Origin of the sequence: Marinobacterium rhizophilum DSM 18822 (genome assembly GCF_000378045.1) — a bacterium.
GTDB classification, from domain to species: Bacteria; Pseudomonadota; Gammaproteobacteria; order Pseudomonadales; family Balneatricaceae; genus Marinobacterium_A; species Marinobacterium_A rhizophilum.
Genome location: NZ_KB899111.1, coordinates 31,629 through 51,785, shown reverse-complemented (window position 1 = coordinate 51,785; position 20,157 = coordinate 31,629). Strand labels below are relative to the sequence as shown.

At 60.3% G+C, this 20,157-nt stretch carries 17 protein-coding genes and 1 other RNA gene; all 18 read right to left on the bottom strand.

What is annotated here, in order from left to right:
- Positions 1-189 precede the first annotated feature (189 nt).
- On the bottom strand, positions 190-1,104 hold the full coding sequence (gene lpxC, locus F451_RS0120395; protein WP_020683272.1) for a UDP-3-O-acyl-N-acetylglucosamine deacetylase: 915 nt from the start codon (positions 1,102-1,104) through the stop codon (positions 190-192).
- A gap of 175 nt (positions 1,105-1,279) precedes the next feature.
- Positions 1,280-2,482 (bottom strand): cell division protein FtsZ, encoded by a 1,203-nt coding sequence (gene ftsZ / locus F451_RS0120390; RefSeq protein WP_020683271.1) that lies wholly within the window; start codon positions 2,480-2,482, stop codon positions 1,280-1,282.
- An 87-nt stretch (positions 2,483-2,569) separates the two neighbouring features.
- On the bottom strand, positions 2,570-3,865 hold the full coding sequence (gene ftsA, locus F451_RS0120385) for a cell division protein FtsA (RefSeq protein WP_020683270.1): 1,296 nt from the start codon (positions 3,863-3,865) through the stop codon (positions 2,570-2,572).
- A 4-nt stretch (positions 3,866-3,869) separates the two neighbouring features.
- Positions 3,870-4,670, bottom strand: a complete 801-nt coding sequence (locus tag F451_RS0120380; RefSeq protein WP_156826571.1) for a cell division protein FtsQ/DivIB — start codon at positions 4,668-4,670, stop codon at positions 3,870-3,872.
- A gap of 5 nt (positions 4,671-4,675) precedes the next feature.
- Positions 4,676-5,635, bottom strand: coding sequence for a D-alanine--D-alanine ligase (locus F451_RS0120375; protein ID WP_026291932.1), 960 nt, complete (start codon positions 5,633-5,635; stop codon positions 4,676-4,678).
- A 13-nt stretch (positions 5,636-5,648) separates the two neighbouring features.
- On the bottom strand, positions 5,649-7,091 hold the full coding sequence (gene murC / locus F451_RS0120370; RefSeq protein ID WP_020683267.1) for a UDP-N-acetylmuramate--L-alanine ligase: 1,443 nt from the start codon (positions 7,089-7,091) through the stop codon (positions 5,649-5,651).
- 296 nt (positions 7,092-7,387) lie between these two features.
- On the bottom strand, positions 7,388-8,473 hold the full coding sequence (gene murG, locus F451_RS0120350; protein WP_020683264.1) for an undecaprenyldiphospho-muramoylpentapeptide beta-N-acetylglucosaminyltransferase: 1,086 nt from the start codon (positions 8,471-8,473) through the stop codon (positions 7,388-7,390).
- A complete protein-coding gene (ftsW, locus tag F451_RS26165; protein ID WP_020683263.1) occupies positions 8,470-9,690 on the bottom strand; it encodes a putative lipid II flippase FtsW in 1,221 nt (406 codons plus the stop codon). The genes murG and ftsW overlap by 4 nt, the downstream gene beginning before the upstream one ends.
- Positions 9,687-11,042 carry a UDP-N-acetylmuramoyl-L-alanine--D-glutamate ligase gene (gene murD / locus F451_RS0120340; protein ID WP_020683262.1) on the bottom strand — a complete coding sequence of 452 codons (1,356 nt, stop codon included), beginning with the start codon at positions 11,040-11,042 and terminating at the stop codon, positions 9,687-9,689. The genes ftsW and murD overlap by 4 nt, the downstream gene beginning before the upstream one ends.
- Before the next feature lie 41 nt (positions 11,043-11,083).
- Positions 11,084-12,166: a phospho-N-acetylmuramoyl-pentapeptide-transferase gene (gene mraY, locus F451_RS0120335; protein ID WP_020683261.1), complete on the bottom strand. Its 1,083-nt coding sequence runs from the start codon at positions 12,164-12,166 to the stop codon at positions 11,084-11,086.
- Entirely contained in the window at positions 12,167-13,549 is a 1,383-nt protein-coding gene (locus tag F451_RS0120330; protein WP_020683260.1) for a UDP-N-acetylmuramoyl-tripeptide--D-alanyl-D-alanine ligase, read from the bottom strand.
- A complete protein-coding gene (locus tag F451_RS0120325) occupies positions 13,546-15,045 on the bottom strand; it encodes a UDP-N-acetylmuramoyl-L-alanyl-D-glutamate--2,6-diaminopimelate ligase (protein WP_026291930.1) in 1,500 nt (499 codons plus the stop codon). Before F451_RS0120325 ends, F451_RS0120330 begins: the two co-directional genes overlap by 4 nt.
- A 1-nt stretch (position 15,046) precedes the next feature.
- On the bottom strand, positions 15,047-16,762 hold the full coding sequence (locus tag F451_RS0120320) for a peptidoglycan D,D-transpeptidase FtsI family protein (RefSeq protein WP_020683258.1): 1,716 nt from the start codon (positions 16,760-16,762) through the stop codon (positions 15,047-15,049).
- Complete coding sequence (gene ftsL, locus F451_RS0120315) at positions 16,752-17,162, bottom strand: cell division protein FtsL (protein WP_240476523.1); 411 nt, start codon at positions 17,160-17,162, stop codon at positions 16,752-16,754. Before ftsL ends, F451_RS0120320 begins: the two co-directional genes overlap by 11 nt.
- Positions 17,159-18,097 (bottom strand): 16S rRNA (cytosine(1402)-N(4))-methyltransferase RsmH, encoded by a 939-nt coding sequence (gene rsmH / locus F451_RS0120310; RefSeq protein WP_020683256.1) that lies wholly within the window; start codon positions 18,095-18,097, stop codon positions 17,159-17,161. Before rsmH ends, ftsL begins: the two co-directional genes overlap by 4 nt.
- Positions 18,098-18,133: 36 nt before the next feature.
- On the bottom strand, positions 18,134-18,589 hold the full coding sequence (gene mraZ / locus F451_RS0120305) for a division/cell wall cluster transcriptional repressor MraZ (RefSeq protein WP_020683255.1): 456 nt from the start codon (positions 18,587-18,589) through the stop codon (positions 18,134-18,136).
- Positions 18,590-18,876: 287 nt separating this feature from the next.
- Positions 18,877-19,228: RNase P RNA component class A (rnpB, locus tag F451_RS26925), an RNA gene on the bottom strand.
- Between the two features lie 72 nt (positions 19,229-19,300).
- Positions 19,301-20,143 carry a 16S rRNA (cytidine(1402)-2'-O)-methyltransferase gene (gene rsmI, locus F451_RS0120300; RefSeq protein WP_020683254.1) on the bottom strand — a complete coding sequence of 281 codons (843 nt, stop codon included), beginning with the start codon at positions 20,141-20,143 and terminating at the stop codon, positions 19,301-19,303.
- Positions 20,144-20,157: the final 14 nt, after the last annotated feature.

The following is a 20,157-nucleotide window of genomic DNA, read 5'->3' as shown; positions in this document are numbered from 1 at the left end:
AGTTGAATACAAAGACTTTTACGCGCGTGCCACGAAAAAACAACTCGACATTCTACCCATATTGGGGCGCCGAGTAGAATTTTAAACGTAATTATTTTCCGGCATGACAGAAACCCGTCCGCCTGAACGCAATCAGGCCGGGCAAACGCCCGGCCTGATTGCACAAAGATCAATGAGACTGCATACAAATCAGACGGTTTGGGTGGCCTTGACGAAGGCGATCGGCGCCTTGGCATCGTCCTCTTCGAAGGTCACGAGTTCCCAGGCATCCTTGGTTTCCAGCAGTTTGCGCACCAACATATTGTTCAAATAATGACCGGACTTGTGACCGATAAACTCACCGATCAGGCTTTTGCCTGCCAGGTAAAGATCCCCTACCGCGTCCAGAATCTTGTGCTTGACGAACTCGTCCTCGTAACGCAATCCCTCGGTGTTCAGAATACGGTGGTCATCCACCACAATCGCATTGTCGAAACTGCCCCCCAGGACCAGGTTCTTCGAACGCAGGTACTCGATATCGCGCATAAAACCGAAGGTACGGGCCCGGCTGACTTCACGCACGAAGTTGGTGCTGGAAAAATCCAGACAGGCCTCCATGTCGCGATCACTGAAGGCGGGATGATCGAATTCGATGGTAAAACCCACCTTGAAGCCGTCAAATGGCTTGAAGGTCGCTACCTTGTCGTCGGCGGTAAAACTGATCTCGCGCGTGATACGGATAAACTGCTTGGGCGCTTCCTGCTCCTGAATGCCAGCGGACTGGATCAGGAATACAAAGGGCGCAGCACTGCCATCCATGATCGGCACTTCTTCGGCACTCAGCTCCACATAGGCGTTGTCGATGCCAAGCCCCGCCAGAGCCGACATCAGATGCTCGACAGTTGCCACCCGGGCACCGCCAGCTGACAGGTTACTCGACAGCGTGGTATCCACCACCAGCTCGGCTCGAGCCGGGATCTCCACGACAGGGTCCAGATCGACCCGCCGAAAAACGATACCCGTATCCACCGGTGCGGGCTTGAGTGTCAGGTACACTTTCTGTCCGGTGTGCAGCCCGATCCCCGTCGCCTTGATGCTGTTCTTCAAAGTACGCTGTCTGATCATGCTCGTAGTCACACCAGGTTCCGCCCGCAGAGGCGGCGAATAGTATCAAAGGTGAGTCGAGCGAAGCAAACCAGGTCCGGCCTGGCCAGGTCCGGCGCGGCTAGGTCCGGCCTGGCCCGGCCCGGCCGGCAGCACCCGGCGCGGCATGCCCGCCCTCTCACCCGAATACGCCGCATCAGTCCGCCTGACGGCGCAGGAATGTCGGAATATCCAGTGCGCCGTATTCAGCCTGCGCGTTGTTGCCACCCTGACGCAAAGAACCACGCGAGGGTTTTTCTGCATCGGCGGGAGCCGCCGGCTCATCCAGCATGGCCTCCTGGCGCTTGCGACGCAGCACAGTCGGCAGTTCGATTTCCTGCATGTTCAGGGCACCATCGGGCTTGTAGTTGCTGTTGTTGCTGACCACCCGGATTTCCTCGGCACGCTTGTCCAGCCCCGTCGCAACCACGGTGACCTTGAGGTCGTCGGTCATTTCGGGATCGATAACAGTACCCACCACGATAGTGGCGTTGTCGGACGCATATTCCTCGACGATGTTACCGACTTCGGTAAATTCGCCCAGGCTCAGGTCCAGACCCGCGGTAATGTTTACCAGAATGCCGCTGGCGCCCTTCAGATCGACATCTTCCAGCAACGGGCTCTTGATAGCCGCTTCTGCCGCCAGCGTGGCCCGATCTTCGCCGCGGGCAATCCCGGTGCCCATCATCGCCATGCCCATTTCAGCCATGACCGTACGCACGTCGGCAAAGTCGACGTTGATCATGCCAGGGCGGGTGATCAGGTCCGCGATGCCCTGTACGGCACCCTTGAGCACATCATTCGCCGAATTGAAGGCGTTCAGCAGACTGCAGTTGCGTCCCAGCACCTGCATCAGCTTTTCATTGGGGATGATAATCAGGGAGTCGACCGACTCACGCAGTTCACGAATGCCCTCTTCGGCAATCTTCATGCGCTTGCGACCTTCAAACGGGAACGGCTTGGTCACGACCGCCACGGTCAAAATGCCCAGCTCGCGCGCCACTTCCGCCACGATGGGTGCGGCCCCGGTACCGGTGCCACCGCCCATGCCGGCGGTGATGAACACCATATCGGCACCACGAATCATTTCGGCGATCCGCTCGCGGTCCTCGATCGCCGCCTGACGACCGACTTCCGGGTTGGCGCCGGCGCCAAGCCCCTTGGTTAACTCATTGCCAATCTGCAGCACAGAGCGTGAAGCGGAGTTGCTTAACGCCTGGGCATCCGTGTTGGCACAGATAAAATCGACACCGTCAACGTCGCTGTTCAGCATGTGATGAACGGCATTACCGCCGCCACCGCCAACACCGACAACCTTGATTATTGCGCTTTGTGGTACGTTTTCGAGTAATTCAAACATATCCCCTTCCTCCGTTATAGCGCCTGCCTACTACATTCCGGCACCGTCAAAAACTAAAAATCGCCATGCTGAGGCCGTCGAAACGCCTCAGAAATTCCCTTGAAACCATGTTTTCATGCGGCCCAGCATCGACCCCACACTAGGTAATGCGGGCATTTCGATCGAGCCGCGCCGTGCCGGTAGCTCCTGCATCGAACTGCGGGCCGACAGTGCCGGCAACTTGTTCGTGGGCGCCCGGTACTGGTGCTCCTGACGGGCGTAATGCAAAAGGCCTGTTCCGGTGGCATAGATCGGATTTTTCAGCACATCTTCCATGCCGAAAACACCACTGGGCACTGCCAGACGCACCGGCATATGGAAAATTTCTTCGGCCAGTTCCACCGCGCCTTCCATCTTGGCGCTGCCGCCGGTCATGACCAGCCCCGCCGCAACCAGGTCCTCAAAACCACTGCGTCGCAACTCGGTCTGGATCAGTGAGAACAACTCGTCGTAGCGGGGCTCCACCACTTCGGCCAACGCCTGGCGTGATAAATCCCGTGCTGGACGATCCCCCACACTCGGCACCTTGATGGTTTCGTTCACGCCCGCCAGCTGGGCCAGCGCGCAGGCGTACTTGATCTTGATCTGCTCGGCATGGGGCGTCGGGGTGCGCAGCGCCATGGCAATGTCGTTGGTGACCTGGTCGCCTGCGATCGGAATCACCGCCGTATGCCGAATGGCACCGCCGATGAAGATCGCGATATCGGTGGTACCACCGCCAATGTCCACCATGCAGACACCCAGCTCCTTCTCGTCATCGGTAAGCACGGCATAGCTGGAAGCCAGCTGCTCGAGCACCACATGATCGACTTCCAGCCCGCAACGACGAATACACTTCTCGATATTCTGCACCGCGTTAATCGCGCCACTCACCAGGTGTACCCGGGCTTCAAGGCGCACGCCGGACATGCCAAGCGGCTCTCGAATGCCTTCCTGGTTATCGATCAGGTATTCCTGCGGCAGAATGTGCAGAATCTTCTGATCCGCCGGAATCGCCACCGCCCGGGCGGCATCGATGACCCGTTCCAGGTCATGCTCGGTCACTTCCCGGTCCTTGACCGCGACGATCCCGTGGGAGTTCATGCTGCTGATGTGACTGCCCGCAATGCCCACGGTAACCGAGTGGATCTTGCAGCCGGCCATCAGCTCCGCTTCTTCCACCGCCCGCTGAATCGAGCTGACGGTGGATTCAATGTTCACCACCACGCCACGCTTGAGACCGCGGGAAGGCTGGGAGCCGACGCCGATAATTTCAATGCGCCCCTCGGGGCCAACCTCACCCACCAGGCAAACCACCTTGGAAGTGCCAATATCGAGCACCACGATCATGTTGCTGTCAGACATAGTTCTAACCCGCTTTCTCGTCTGTATCCGGACTGGGCCGCCATTTGACGGCCACACCGTTGGTATACCGAATATCTACCTGTTCGATCTGCGCCGCGTGCTCTGCGAGCCCCTGGCGGTAGATCTGAATAAATCGTGCCAGCCGCTCGGTAACCCGCTCGCGCCCCACGACCACCCGCATGCCATTGTCCAGCTCCAGTGTCCAGGCGCCCCGCGCCTCCAGTGACAGGCCACTGAGCTTAAGCCCCGCCCCCTGAAACATGCGGTTAAGGTCATGAAACTGCGCCATCACCCGACCGGTATCACTGGCCGGCCCGTTAAGCCGCGGCAGCGTGGCGTACTCGGGCTTCAGTTCGGGCCAGAAAATATCACCCTCGTGATTCAGCAGTCCCTTGTCGCCCCAGCGCGCCACCGGCACTTCCTCATCGATATGCACCTCAATCGCGGGCGGCCAGTCACGCCGAATCTTGGCACCGTGGACCCAGGGCTCATCCAGCAGCCGATCCCGCACCCCGGCCAGATCCAGCTGCAGCAGCGGCGCATTGAGGCCGGCTCCCAAACGCTGGGCCAGCTCCGCCTTGTTCAGGTGACGCGCATCACCAAGCACTCGCACCTCGGTCACGGGCTGGTCCAGCCAGCGCCACACCTGCTGGACCAGTGCACTGCAGAGCGCGACAAAGATCGCCAGCGATACCAGCACCAGCACCGTTCGAATCAGCCCGTTCCCCACCACGCCCGCAGGCACAGAAGCGGATGCAGCCGCGTTCGACACCGGCACTGCCGATGCCTTTCGCGCTGACAACATCGCTGTCACGCAGCGCCCCGCAGAATCCGCACAACCAGCTCCTCGAAACTGATGCCCGCGCGCTGTGCCGCCATCGGGACCAGGCTGTGGTCTGTCATGCCCGGCGCAGTATTGACCTCCAGCAGCTGGAACTGGCCGTCCGCATTCTGCATTACGTCGATGCGCCCCCAGCCACGACATCCGATCACCGCAAATGCCTCGCACGCCAGCGCCTGCAATGCTGCACTCTGATTGTCATCCAGGCCGTGTTCGAACAGGTAAAGCGTGTCGTTGGCCTGGTACTTGGCGTCGTAGTCGTAAAACTCGTGCGGCGTTTCGAGGCGGATCACCGGCAGAGGTTCGCCATCCAGCACCGCCACGGTGAATTCGGCACCGGTCAGCCACTGCTCGGCGATCACGCTGCGGTCGTAGTGCTCTGCCTCTGCCAGGGCGGCCAGGAACTCGGCGCGATCGCGCACCTTGCTCATGCCGATGCTTGACCCCTCGTGCGCAGGTTTGACCATCACCGGGTAGCCCAGACGGCGCTCTGCCTCATCCAGCATTTGCGCCGAAGACAACACCGCAAACGGCGCCGTGGGCAGACCCGCGCCGACGAACAGCTGCTTGCTGCGCAGCTTGTCCATGCCCAGCGCCGAAGCCTCGACACCGCTGCCGGTATAGGGAATGCCGAGCATTTCCAGTACGCCCTGAATAACGCCGTCTTCGCCGCCGCGCCCGTGCAGTATCAGAAAGGCACGATCAATCGGCTGCGCCTGCAACTGCGTGACCGGACACAGGTCCTGCTGCTCGCCGTACAGATCAATGCCAAAGGCATCGACGCCGGCGCGGCCGAAGGCATTGAGCACCGCCGTGCCGCTGTTCAGCGAGACGGCGCGTTCTGCCGAATTGCCGCCCATAATGACCGCCACCCGCCCAAAAAGTGCGGCCTCGGCGGCAGAAACACGAAAGTTGGCAGCATTGACCATGTTTTCTCCCCCGTCAGTCATGGGTCAGGCTCAGTGATGTGAGTTCGTGGGCCAAGGCGGTAATGTTGCCGGCCCCCTGGGTCAGCAGCAGGTCACCGGGGCGCAAGATATCGCGCAGTACATCGGCTACCTGCTCGTTGTTCTCGATATAGACCGGATCGACCCGGCCACGCTGGCGGATACTGCGGCACAGGCTGCGGCTGTCGGCGCCGGTCACCGGCTCTTCGCCGGCGGCGTAAACCTCCATCAGCAACAGCGTGTCCACCTCGGTCAGTACCTGCACGAAGTCTTCATACAGGTCACGGGTACGGCTGTAACGGTGCGGCTGATAGATCATCACCAGCCGACGCTCAGGCCAGCCATCACGCACGGCGCGAATGGTGGCCTGCACTTCGCGCGGGTGATGGCCATAATCGTCCACCAGCATGGCGCTGCCGCCGTCCACCGGCAGCTCGCCGAGCACCTGAAAGCGACGGCCAACCCCCTCGAACCGCTCCAGCGCGCGGCAAATGGCCTCATCACCGATGCCTTCGTCCGTCGCCACCGCAATGGTCGCCAGCGCATTCAGCACGTTATGCCGTCCCGGCATGTTCAGGCAGATCTCAAGGTCGGCGTGCCCCTCGGGGCGCTGCACGCGAAAGCAGGTGCGCATGCCGCTCTGGGTCACGTCCAGCGCCCGGTAATCGGCGCCATCGTTGAAACCGTACGTCAGCATCGGGCGGCCGATGTCAGGAATGATTTCGCGCACCACCTCGTCATCGCTGCAGACTACCGCCAGGCCGTAAAACGGCAGATTGTGCAAAAAATCAACGAAGGTCTTCTTCAGGCGATTGAAGTCGCCTTCGTAGGTATCCATGTGGTCTGCATCAATATTGGTGACAATCGCCACCATGGGCTGCAGATGCAGGAAGGACGCATCGCTTTCATCGGCTTCGGCCACCAGGTAACGGCTACCACCCATTTTTGCATTCGTGCCGGCGCTGTTCAGGCGACCACCGATGACAAAGGTCGGGTCCAGGCCGCCCTCGGCCAGCACCGAAGCGATCAGGCTGGTGGTGGTGGTCTTTCCATGGGTACCGGCCACGGCAATACCGTGGCGATAGCGCATCAACTCGGCCAGCATTTCGGCGCGGGGTATTACCGGCACCCGGCGCTCCCTGGCTGCCATCACTTCAGGGTTCTGTTCATTCACCGCGGTGGAGGTCACCACCACGTCGGCCTGTTCGACATGCTCAGCCGCATGGCCGATAAAAATGCCGGCCCCCAGCGAAGCGAGGCGCTGCGTTGTGGCGGACGGGCGGATATCAGACCCGGTCACCCGGTAACCCTGGTTAAGCAGCACTTCGGCAATGCCACACATGCCCACACCGCCGATGCCGACAAAATGAATACTGCGAATACGCCGCATTTCAGGGACTTCAAACACTGTTGGGCTCTTCTGCATTACGGTACTCATTTCGTGATTTCCAGGCAGGTTGGCGTCACGTCGATGAACACTTGGCGTATCCGTGTCACCTCGGCCGGAACTTCAAACACTGTCGGGCTCTTCTGCATTACGGTACTCATTTCGTGATTTCCAGGCAGGTTGGCGTCACGTCGATGAACACTTGGCGTAGTATCCGTGTCATCTCGGCCGGAACTTCAAACACTGTCGGGCTCTTCTGCATTACGGTACTCATTTCGTGATTTCCAAACCGGTTCGCGTCACGTCATCCGGTACTTCAAACCGCATCGAATTTTTCTGTATCTTGCTCATTTCATGGTTTCCAGGCAGATTCGTGCCACGTCGCGGCTGGCTTGTGGCCGGCCCTGTGCGCGCGCGATCTTTGCCATGCTGAGCAGCGTTTCCCGGCTGCTCAGCTGCTCAAGTAATTTTTTCAGCGCAGCCTCATCCAGATCGCGCTGCTGAATCAGCAAAGCCGCTCCCGGGCCTGCCAGATAGCCGGCATTGCCGGTCTGGTGATCGTCCACTGCATGGGGAAAGGGCACCAGCACGGCAGCGACGCCGGCGATGGACAGTTCGCTCACGGTCAGGGCACCAGCCCGGCACAGCACCAGATCAGCCCAGCCATAGGCCTCATCCATGCGATCGATAAAGGGCACCACTTCGGCCTCGACGCCACACTCGCGATACAGCGCCTGCGTCTCGTCGAGCAGCTTTTTGCCTGTCTGGTGGCGCACCTGCGGTCGCTGTTCCGGCGGCAGCGAGGCGAGCACGCGTGGCAACAGATCATTAATCGCCCGCGCGCCCAGACTGCCGCCGACCACCAGCAGGCGCAGCGGGCCGGTACGCCCCTGCATGCGTTCTTCCGGCGGCGCCAGATCGAGAATGGCTCCGCGCACCGGATTTCCTGTCAGCGTGACATTACGGCCAGCCTCAAAGGCGCCACCAAAGGCTTCGAGCACGCGTGTCGCAATGCGGGACAGAATACGGTTGGTCATGCCAGCGGTTGCGTTCTGCTCATGTATCACCAGCGGGCGCCCCTGCAACCGTGCAGCCAGACCGCCCGGGCCGGCGGCAAAGCCTCCCATGCCCAGCACCAGATCAGGCTTGTAGCGGCGCAGCAGGCACCAGGCCTGCCAGAGTGCCCGCACCAGGCGCAATGGCGCCAACACCAGGCTGAGCCGTCCCTTGCCGCGCAGGCCCGCAACATCAATGCAGTGCAGCTCGATACCGGCGGCCGGAACCAGGTCTGACTCAATACCTCGCCGCGTGCCAAGCCACTCCACCTGCACGCCTTCGCGCTGCAGCTCACGGGCCGTCGCCAGAGCCGGAAAGACATGACCGCCCGTACCGCCGGCCATGACCAGCACCTTTTTACCCTGCCAGGCCGTCATGCCACAGACTCCGTTACTTGTGCATCGGTGCGGGCACGACGGCGCCGACTTGTGCGCGGCGCTGCTGCCAGACGCCTGGTTTTTAGTTCAAAATCTATTCGCTGCACGATGGCAATCATGGCGCAGCACACCAGCAGGCTACTGCCACCGTAACTCAGCAGTGGCAGCGTCAGCCCCTTGGTCGGCAACGCGCCGACATTCACTCCGATGTTGATCAATGCCTGCCCGGCAAAGATAAAGCCGAAGCCATAGGCGGCATATGCCATGAAAAACTCTTTTTGCTTCTCCGCCTGACGGCCGATCAGGAAGACCCGTGTCACCAGCAACATGTAAAGACCGATCACCAGCAAGGCCCCCATCAGGCCAAACTCTTCTGCGACAACCGAGAACACGAAATCGGTGTGAGCCTCCGGCAGGTAAAACAGTTTCTGCACGCTGCTGCCCAGCCCGGTGCCGAACCAGTCCCCGCGACCAAAAGCAATCTGTGCCTGGGACAACTGGTAACCGGCACCGAAGGGGTCGGACCAGGGATCCTGGAAGGACTTGAGACGCTCCAGTCGATACGGTTGTGCAATCGCCAGTACGCCGATCAGCGCGCCGGCACCGAGGGTCACCATCAGGAATTGCACAAACCGCATGCCGCCCAGAAAGATCATGCCCATGACCGTACCCATCAGCACAACCGCTGCTCCGTAATCGGGTTCCATGATCAGCAGGAACACGAGGATACCCAGCGGCAATGCTGGTTTGGCCACACCGGTCCAGCTGGTGCGTACCTCGGACAGACGCCGCACCAGATAGCCACTGAGGTACAGCACCATGAAGAACTTGGCGACCTCGGATGCCTGCAGGTTAATCGGCCCCAGGCCAATCCAGCGTCGGCTGCCATTGACTTCACGTCCCACGCCGGGAACCAGCACCAGCACCAGCAACAGCAGGGCTATCAGCAACAGCACAGGCCCCATGCGATGCCAGAAGGCCAGCGGAATGCGTGACACGACCAGCGCCAGCACCAGGCCAATGACGATGAAAACGCCATGACGGATACTGAAGAAAAAGGCACCGCCGAAACGCTCGGCCGCCACATCCATCGATGCCGAGGTAATCATCACGAAGCCGGTCAGTACCAGGCTCACGGCGGCCAGCAGCAACCAGGGGTCAAATGGCAAGGCACCCTTCTGCTGTGGCTGCAATGCCTGCCAGTACTTCATCATCATGCCAGGGCTCCTACCGCTGCAACGAAGCGGCGGCCACGCTCGGGATAGCCACTGAACATGTCAAGGCTTGCGCAGGCAGGCGACAGCAACACGATGTCGCCCGCCTTTGCCAGTGCTGCGGCCTGCTGCACGGCATCCTCCATGGACTGGGCATAGACACGCGGCACCGTGCTGATGGCCGCATCAATGCGCGGGGCGTCACGGCCGATCAGCACCAGCGCCCGGGCATAGCGATTCAGCGGTTCGTCCAGTTCGGCAAACTCGGCGCCCTTGCCGTCACCACCGGCGATCAGCACGATACCCGCGCACTCGGCAAGGGTCGGCCCAAGCCCGTTCAGCGCCGCCACGGTGGCACCGACATTGGTGCCTTTGGAATCATTCACGTAAGCGACGCCAGCCACGTCTGCAACCCATTCACAGCGGTGTTCCAGACCACCGAAGCTGCGGAGCGCCTGCAGCATGGCCGGCATCGGCAGTCCGGCCGCCTGGCCAATGGCCAGCGCCGCCAGCGCATTGCTGACGTTGTGCGTACCGCGAATCTTCAGCTCCTTCACGGGCAGTAAGCGCTCACGCCCCAGTGCCAGCCAATCCTGCCCCGCTTCATCCTGCAACAGCCCAAAACGTTTCAGGTCCGGTGCGCCCAGGTGATACAGCCAGGTTTCCACGCCCTTGGGCAGCAGCGGATGCGTCAGCGGATCATCCCGATTCTCCACCACCTTGCGCGCACCGCGAAAGATACGGTGCTTGGCACGGTAGTAATCCTGCACGCTGTCGTAACGGTCCAGATGATCGGGGCTTATATTCAGTACCGTGGCCACCTCGGCGCGCAGATCCGAAGTCGTCTCCAGCTGAAAACTCGACAGTTCGAGCACGTACAGCGCCTGCTCGCCGCCGGCCAGCATATCCAGTACCGGCGTACCCAGGTTGCCGCCCACGCCCACATCAATGCCGGCCGCCGCCGCCATCTCGCCCACCAGGGTGGTCACCGTGCTCTTGGCGTTGGAACCGGTAATGGCAATGACCGGCGCACTGATGGCACGGCAAAAGAGATCGATGTCACCGGTCAGATGAACGCCCGCGGCCACCGCCTGGCGAATCGCCGGATGACTCTGGGCGACGCCCGGGCTCAGCACCAGCTCGTCGGCCTGAGCCAGGTAAGCGCCGTCCAGCTCACCGCAGTGAACCTCGACATCGGGCGCCAGCGCGCGCAGTTCCTCGAGCCCCGGTGGCGCCGGACGGGTGTCCACCACGGCAAAGCGACGGCCAAGGCGCTGCAGATGCCGCGCACAGGAGAGCCCGGTCTTGCCAAGACCGATCACCACTGTTAGCCGATCACTCGAAATCAGACTCATGTCGTTTTTAATCCCGTTCACAAACCATCAGTACATTCACATCAACGAATCTTCAGCGTCGCCAAGCCAATCAGTACCAGCACGACGGTAATAATCCAGAAACGCACAATAACGCGCGGCTCGGGCCAGCCCTTCAGTTCAAAGTGATGATGGATCGGCGCCATTCTGAAGATGCGCCGCCCGGTCAGCTTGAACGATGCCACCTGCAGAATCACCGATACCGTTTCCATCACAAAGACGCCGCCCATGATGACCAGCACCAGCTCCTGGCGCACGATCACCGCCACGGTACCCAATGCGGCCCCCAGTGCCAGCGCACCGACATCGCCCATGAAGACCTGGGCCGGATAGGTGTTGAACCAGAGGAACCCAAGCCCCGCACCGACGATGGCGCCGCAAAAGATGATCAGCTCACCGGCACCGGCGATATAGGGAATGTTCAGGTAGCTGGCGAACTGGCTGTGGCCGGTCAGGTAGGCGAAAACCGCCAGCGCACCGGCCACCATGACTGTCGGCATGATCGCCAGTCCATCCAGGCCATCGGTCAGGTTCACCGCATTGGAGCTGCCGACAATGACGAAATACGTGAAGACGATAAAGAAGATGCCCAGATCCAGCGCCACTTCCTTGAAAAAGGGCACGATCAGGGTCGTTTCGGCGGCACCCGGCGCCGACGCATAAAGCGCGATGGCCGCACCCAGACCACCGACCGACTGCCAGAAGTATTTCCAGCGTGCCGGCAGGCCACGGGAATTCTTTTCGACCACCTTGCGCCAGTCATCAACCCAGCCCACAGCACCGAAGATGAAGGTCACGCCCATCAGAATCCAGACGTAACGGTTGCCAAGATCGCTCCACAAAAAGGTACTGATACCAATCGCCAGCAGAATCAGGCCGCCGCCCATGGTCGGGGTACCGGCCTTGCTGAGGTGGGACTGGGGCCCGTCATTGCGCACGGACTGACCGATCTGGCGATTTTTCAGCAGACTGATCAAACGCGGACCGGCGAACAGCGAGATCGCCAGCGCCGTCAGCACGCCGAGAATGCCGCGCAGCGTAATGTACTGAAACACAGCAAAGCCTTTAAAATACTGTGTCAAAAATTCGGCAAAAATAACCAGCATCTAGTGAGAGTCCCCTTGCGTCAGGCCGGATACGACCTGGTCCATAGCGGCGCTGCGTGATCCCTTTATCAACAGGGTCATCCGCGCATGCGCCAGTGTATTGAGTGTGCTGGTTAAATCAGCCCGATTGTCGAAACTCTGCCCACCGACGCCACCTGCGCGGCGATAGGCCTCAATGGCATGACGGCATAGCGGGCCTGCGGCACAAAAGCGATCGATGCCCGCCGCCGCCGCATAGACACCCACCTCGGCATGCTGTTGTGCCGCGTCCGGACCGAGCTCGGCCATGTCGCCGAGCACCAGAACCCGTTCACCCGGCAAGCCCGCCAGCACGTCAATAGCGGCCTTTACCGATGCGGGGTTGGCGTTGTAGCTGTCATCAATAACTCGACAGCCGGCTGCGCCCGGCAGTGGCTTCATACGCCCGGCAACCGCTTCGAAACGCTCCAGCCCCTGCACGATCACGTCCAGGTCCAGGCCTGCGGCAAAGGCCGCCGCTGCTGCCGCCAGAGCATTGGCAACGTTATGGCGTCCCAACACCTGCAGATGTACCGGGGCGCGTTGCTGGCCCAGCACCAGCTCAAAGCCATGACAGCCACTGGGCTGATAAAACAGACCGGTCGCTGTCACATCCACATCGCTGCGTTCAAGCCCAAAGCACAACACCCGTCGTAGCTCCAGTTGCCGCAGCCAGTAATCGGCGTGAGGATCATCGGCATTGACCACGGCCGTGCCGCCGGCGTTGAGACCGTTGAAAATCTCGCCCTTGGCCCGAACAACCCCCTGCAGCGATCCAAAACCCTCGAGATGCGCACCAAAGGCATTATTCAGTACAGCTACGTCAGGACGCGCCAAGCCCGAGACATAATCAATTTCTCCGGGACCGCTGGCGCCCATCTCGATCACGGCATAGCGGTGTTGCTGCTCAAGCTCGAACAGCGTCAGCGGTACACCGATGTCATTGTTAAGGTTGCCTTTTGTCGACAGCGTCGGGCCTGCGGCGGCCAGTATGGTAGCAAGCATTTCCTTAACAGTAGTTTTACCGCTGCTGCCGGTGACCGCGATCAGGGGGCCCGCAAAAAAGGTGCGATTGTATTGCGCGATGGCCCCGAGAGCGAGTCGCGTATCGGCAACAATCAGCTGCGCAATATCCAGCGGCAGCAACCGCTCCACCACCGCCGCCACAGCCCCCTGGCGCTGCGCCTGGGCCACAAAGTCGTGGGCATCGAAATTCTCGCCACGTAACGCCACAAAGAGATCGCCCGGCTGTATCTTGCGGGTATCGGTACTGACCCTTGCAATACGGATGTCCGCACCTTCGGCCGCACCCAGGCGCGCACCCAGCACCGGCATCAGCTCAGCAAGACTGAAACTCCCGATCATGACAGCGCTCCCTGTTTGCGTTTTCCCAGCGCCTGTTGCGCGACTTTCTGATCGCTGAACGGACGACGCTGGCCGTGAATTTCCTGGTAGTCCTCATGCCCCTTGCCGGCAATCAGCACGATATCGCCCGCGACTGCGCGGGCCAGAGTCTGCTCGATCGCCCGGGCGCGATCGACCTCGACGCGAGCGCAGGTGCCGTCATCGATACCTTCCTGAATCATCGCAACAATGTGCTGCGGATCCTCTGTGCGCGGATTATCACTGGTGATCACCACCTGATCAGCCAATGCCGAAGCGACAGCCCCCATTTGCGCGCGCTTGCCGGTATCACGGTCACCACCACAGCCAAACACACACCAGAGTTGACCTTCGACATGCTCGGCCAGCGCCTGCAGCGCTTTTTCCAGCGCATCCGGCGTGTGGGCATAATCGACCACGACCAGCGGCAAGTCGCCGCCGCCAAAGCACTCCATGCGCCCACAAACCGGCGTCAGGCCGCTGAGTCCGCGCTGCATTTCTGCGCTGTCGAGCCCGGCCAGCTGCAGCACCGCGGCGCTGAGCAGCACGTTGCTGAGGTTAAAATGTCCGAGCAGGTGGTTCTGCGCATGGATCTCGCCCAGCGCCGTATGCAGGCGCACTTGCATGCCATTGCTGTTCAGTTCGCTGTGCAGGGGATAGACATCGACATCCTGGGTGGTACCAAAGGCCAGCACCTGCCGCGCATCGGGAAAATGGCGCTGCAGCAGCGCTCGCCCAAAGGCATCATCGGCATTGATGGCCAGCAAGGGCACCTCCATGGCCTCAAACAGGCGCGCCTTGGCTTCGCCATAGGCATCCATTGAGCCGTGGTAATCAAGATGATCGCGACTGAGGTTGCTGAAGGCCACGATATCGAAAGCGATGCCCTCAACACGCCCCTGATCCAGCGCATGGGACGATACCTCCATGACGACCGCGTCGGCACCCTGCGACCGAAAATCCGCCAACAGACGCTGCAGTGCAATGGGATCAGGTGTGGTGTGACTGGCAGGCTCCAGCGCATCAACAAAGCCGTTTCCCACGGTGCCGACCAGTGCCGTGCGCCGCGCCGCGAAATTGAGCGCCTGGGCAATGTAATGAGTGCAGGATGTCTTACCGTTGGTGCCGGTCACGCCGATCATCTGCATCGACTGGCTCGGTTCACCGTAGAATAGCGAGGCCATGGGGCCGATACGGCGTGCAAGCTGGGCAACCGCGAATACCGGCACGCCAAAGTCAACCTCTGCGACAGACGCCCGCTCGGCCTCATCCACCAGCACCGCAACGGCACCGCGCGCCACCGCAGCCGGAATAAAATCCACGCCACGGTGCGCCAGTCCTGCGCGGGCGAAGAACAGGTCTCCCGCCTGCAAACTTCGACTGTCCTGCGACAGCCCCCCGATAACGAGCGAAGCCAGAGGGGTGTTAACCGCCTCTGGCAGGAGCTGTTGCAACGTATATTGCGCCTTTGGAGTCATGCTATTTCATTGCCACCCGCTTGGTATCTTTCTCAGGCCAGTCATCCGGCGCCACGTTCAACAGGCGCAGAGCGCCTGCTGCAATTCGGGAGAAAACCGGTGCCGCCACCTCGCCACCGTAATATTCCTGCCCCTTGGGATTATCCACCATGACCACCATCACCAGTTCCGGATTTTCTACCGGCGCCACGCCTGCAAAGACCGATACATACTGATCCGCGATATAGCCGCCGGAACCGATTTTGTGCGTCGTGCCTGTTTTGCCTGCAATCCGGTAGCCCGGCACCTTGGCGCGGGTACCGGTACCGCCGCTGTTGGTCACGGTTTCCATCATCGCCAGCACCTCTTTTGCCACCTGTTCAGGCATGACCCGCGTCATGGGCGCAGGTTCGCTCTGCTTGAGCAGTGACACCGGGCGAATCATGCCATTGCTGGCAAATGGGATGTAGGCATGGGCCAACTGCAACGGCGTGACTGATAGCCCGTAGCCATAAGACATGGTGGCACGTTCCACCACCTGCTTTTCAGATACATACGGCAGCGAGCCCGACTGTTCGCCCGGAAAGCCCGTGCCCGGCACTTCCCCGAGGCCCACATTGGTCATCAGGTTGCGCACTGCATCGCCATGCATGCTCAACGCCAGCTTTGTCACACCCACGTTACTGGACTTGGTGATAATGCCAGTCAGGTCAAGAATGCCGTAGTTTCGATGATCTCGAATGGTGTGACCCTTGATGCGAATGTAGCCCGGCGACACATCCACCGGCGTATCCGCCTGGTACTGGCCACTCATCAGGGCCGCGGCCACGGTAAGGGACTTCATTGGCGAACCGGGTTCAAACACATCGGTCAGGGCACGGTTACGCAGTGCGCTGCTGTTGAGCTTGCTGCGATCGTTGGGGTTATACGAGGGCTGATTCACCATGGCCAACACCTCTCCGGTATGGGCATTGAGCACCACCACCGCTGCACCATCGGCCTGGTGCACCTGCACCGCGGCCTTGAGTTCGCGATAGGCCAGATACTGCAACCGCAGATCAATACTCAGCTGGAGATTACGGCCCGGGTCGGACTCTTCGACCGAACGGATATGCTTGATCGTGCGGCCGAGGCGATCCTTGAGGACCAGTTTGCTCCCCGGATCGCCACGCAGCCAGTCGTTGTAGGCCAGCTCCATGCCCTCCTGGCCTTCACCATCGACATTGGTAAAGCCAACCAGATGACTGGTGACTTCTGCCGCCGGGTAATAGCGCTTGTATTCCCTGTCGACATGGATGCCCGGCACCCGCAGCGCCGCGACCTGCTGGGCCAGTTCCGGTGATACCTGGCGTCGCAGATAGAGGAACTGGCGTGACTTGAATTCGTTCAGACGTCCAAGCAACTCGGAGCGATCCAGCTCCAGCAATTGCGCCAGGCGTCCGAGGGACGGATGATTCAAGTCAGCTTTGCCTGGATCGGCCCAGATGGTCGCCACCGGGGCACTCACCGCCAGGGGCTCGCCGTTGCGGTCGGTAATCTGGCCGCGGTGAGCCGGAATCAGCATCGTGCGCAACGTGCGGGCATCACCCTGACTCTGCAAAAATGCCTGGTCCTGCCCGTAAAGGGAAAACAGCTTGAACAGAATGGCCGAGGCGATCAACGCCAACAGACCAAACAGCAGGATCAGGCGCCAGCTTCTGGCGGCCTGGTTGTCGACCTTGGCGGACTCAGCGTTCATGACGCACTATCTCGATCATGCCAGGTTCCGGCACCAGCATGGACAGCCTTTTGCTGGCGATCTGTTCAATGCGATTGTTCGCAGCCCAGGCGCTCTCTTCCAGCACAAGTTGCCCCCACTCCACCTGAAGTTCATCCCAATTCGCCACCAGGTTCTGGTGTTGATTAAACAGGACACGGTATTGATAAGCGCTGAGAATCACCGCCATGGCACTGCCAACGACCAGCAGCAACAGCACGACCAGCACCGCGGCCGGTCGGGTCAGCTCAGCAGCACGGAGCAGACGCAGCGACGGGGCGGCAGCGGATTTCTGGTCTGCCACCACCCCGTCGCGGGAGAAAAGCGCACGTATCAGGCGCGGGAGCCGAAACTGGCGCCAATCCATGGCTGGGAAATTCATTTTATGCGCACCGCAACACGCATGACTGCGCTACGCGCTCGGGGATTTTGCTGAACTTCGGCGGGGCTGGCCTTGACCGCCTTGCCCACGGACTTGAGACGCTGGCGCAGCATGTCCTGCGTCACCGGAATGCCGCGCGGCAAATGCTCATCGCCCTTAACATGTTTGCGAATGAAACGTTTAACGATACGGTCTTCCAGCGAATGAAAGCTGATCACCACCAGGCGGCCTCCTATCGATAGCAAATCCAGTGCCTGGTCCAGGCAACGCTCAAGGTCTTCCAGCTCCCGGTTTATGTGAATCCGGATAGCCTGAAAAGCCCGCGTCGCCGGATGTTTCCCCTTCTCCCAGGCAGGGTTCGCTTCCGCGATAATCTTGGCCAACTGCGCCGTGGTGGTGATCTGCACCTCTTGGCGCGCTGCAACAACAGCGCGCGCCATACGCCTTGCGAAGCGTTCTTCACCGTAGGTGAAAATCACATCCGCCATTTCCTTTTCACTGGCCGTCGCGATCCACTGCGCCGCGCTCTGGCCGACATCGGGGTTCATCCGCATATCCAGCGGACCTTCATTCAAAAAGCTGAAACCGCGCGCCGCGTCGTCCAGCTGGGGCGAGCTCACGCCCAGGTCCAGCAGGATGCCGCCCACCTGACCCTCAAGCCCACGCGCTTGCACATACTCTTGCATGTCTGCGAATGAACCGCGCTCAATCTCAAAGCGCGGCTCGTCGGCAAAGCGCTGCGCAGCATAGGCGATCGCCTCGGGGTCCTTGTCGATCGCCAGCACGCGGCCCTTTGCCTGCAGCTGCTGCAGAATCAGCCCGCTATGACCACCCCGCCCAAAAGTGCCATCTATATAGAAGGCATTCGGGTCCTGCACCAGGGCCTCGACGGCCTCGTGCAGCAATACGGTGGTATGACTGAAATCCTGTATCATTCGCGCTCGACAACCTGTTTGCTGTAAAAAATTGGCTTACAGTGACAGCGTCTGCAACTCATCCGGCAGCGCCATACCACCCTCTACTTCTTTCAGATACTGCTCGCGGGTCTCATTCCAGAGATCTTCACTCCAGATCTCGAACTTGCGCCCCTGCCCAAGCAGTATCACTTTCTTGTCGAGCCCAGCGTATTCGCGCAACGGCGCTGTGAGTAGCAACCGGCCGCTGCCATCCATCTCCAGGTCCGTGGCATGACCTATCAGCAGGCGCTGAATGCGCCTGGTGGCCTTGTTAAAGCTGGACAAGGCCTCGATCTTCTGTTGAATCTGTTCCCATTCGGGTAGTGGATAAAGCAGCAGGCAACGCTCTTCGGTATCAATGGTGGCGACCAGACAACCCTCGCATCCCGCCTGAATCTGCTGGCGATAGCGTGCCGGAATGGCCATGCGGCCCTTGGCATCAAGATTGATCGGATTTACACCACGAAACATGGAGCTGCCATCCTCTGCTTAGAGCATTTTCACCACAAAATTCCCATAATTACCCACATCTGCCCACTTTACCCCACTTGCGCACACTATAGGAACTAACCACAGGCAATGCAAGGCAGCCGGAGTGGCACCTTCCATGGAGATAAACGGACGCATTAGCTAATTTAAAGCCACTGACAGGGTGTCAAAGGTGGCTGGAAAATAACTGATATAGAAATCAGTCAATTAGGACGTAAACGCGGAAAAATCAGAAACGCGGAACACTGTTGTTTCATGAGCAAATTAGTTGGATGAGCTCGCCTGTAAGCCGGGTTCTGTCGAGGACAGTCATTCATCTACGGTGCATGTCACCATACACCTTTAGCGACCTACCCGGACCCAGCGCGGGCCGCGCCTGATGGGTCCCTATTTGGTCTTGCTCCGAGTGGGGTTTACCGTGCCGTGGAATGTTGCCACCCACGCGGTGCGCTCTTACCGCACCCTTTCACCCTTACCGGCATCCGAGGATGCTTAGGCGGTCTACTCTCTGTTGCACTGGCCGTCGGCTTGCGCCGCCCAGACGTTATCTGGCACTCCGCCCTGTGGAGCCCGGACTTTCCTCCCCTGCGCAAGCGCAGCGGCGACTGTCCGGCGAACTCATCCGGGCGCAAGAATACCAGTATCCACACAAAGCGCAAGCCAAGACGCCCACCCTTTGCATACCGTTCTTAATCAGGCGTCCCGACGCGCCAGCGCAGCCTGATAAAGGAAGTTCTTTTTCAGGCCGGTCAGTTTTGCCGCCAGCGCCGCGGCCTGCTTGATCGGCAGCTCTTCCAGCAGCACGTCAAGCACCCGCATGGCCTCGGCATTGAGCGCATCATCGGCGGGCGCCGGCGCGCCCTGCACGAGCACGACAAATTCACCTTTCTGCTGATTGGCGTCCTGGCGCATCCATTCAAGCAGCTCCGCCACCGGCGCACCCTTTATCGTCTCGAATGTTTTGGTCAACTCCCGTGCAGCCACAACCATGCGCTCGGCACCAAAGCAGGCTTGCATGTCTTCCAGTGATGCCAGAATCCGATGCGTTGACTCATAAAAGATCAGGGTACGCTCTTCGCGCGCCAGCGCCTCCAGACGCTGGCGCCGCGCCAGGCTCTTGGCCGGCAGAAAACCTTCGAACACAAAGCGGTCGGATGGCAAGCCCGCCGCACACAGCGCGGTCACCAGCGCACTGCAGCCCGGCACCGGCACAACCCTGAACTGAGCCTCGCGCACCGCCCTTACCAGCACGAAGCCGGGGTCTGAAATCAACGGCGTACCAGCATCAGAAATCAGCGCAATGCTTTCACCCGCCGCCAGGCGCTCAAGAATTCGCTCAATTCGCTGTCGTTCGTTGTGATCATGCACTGAAATCATGGGCGTTTTAATGTTAAAGTGCGCCATCAAACGCACACTGTGACGGGTATCTTCCGCCGCGATCAGTGTCACCGTCTGCAACACCTCAATTGCACGCGCAGTCATATCTGCGAGATTGCCTATGGGCGTTGCGACAACATACAAAACCGCTTCCGACATCGTGAATCCATCCG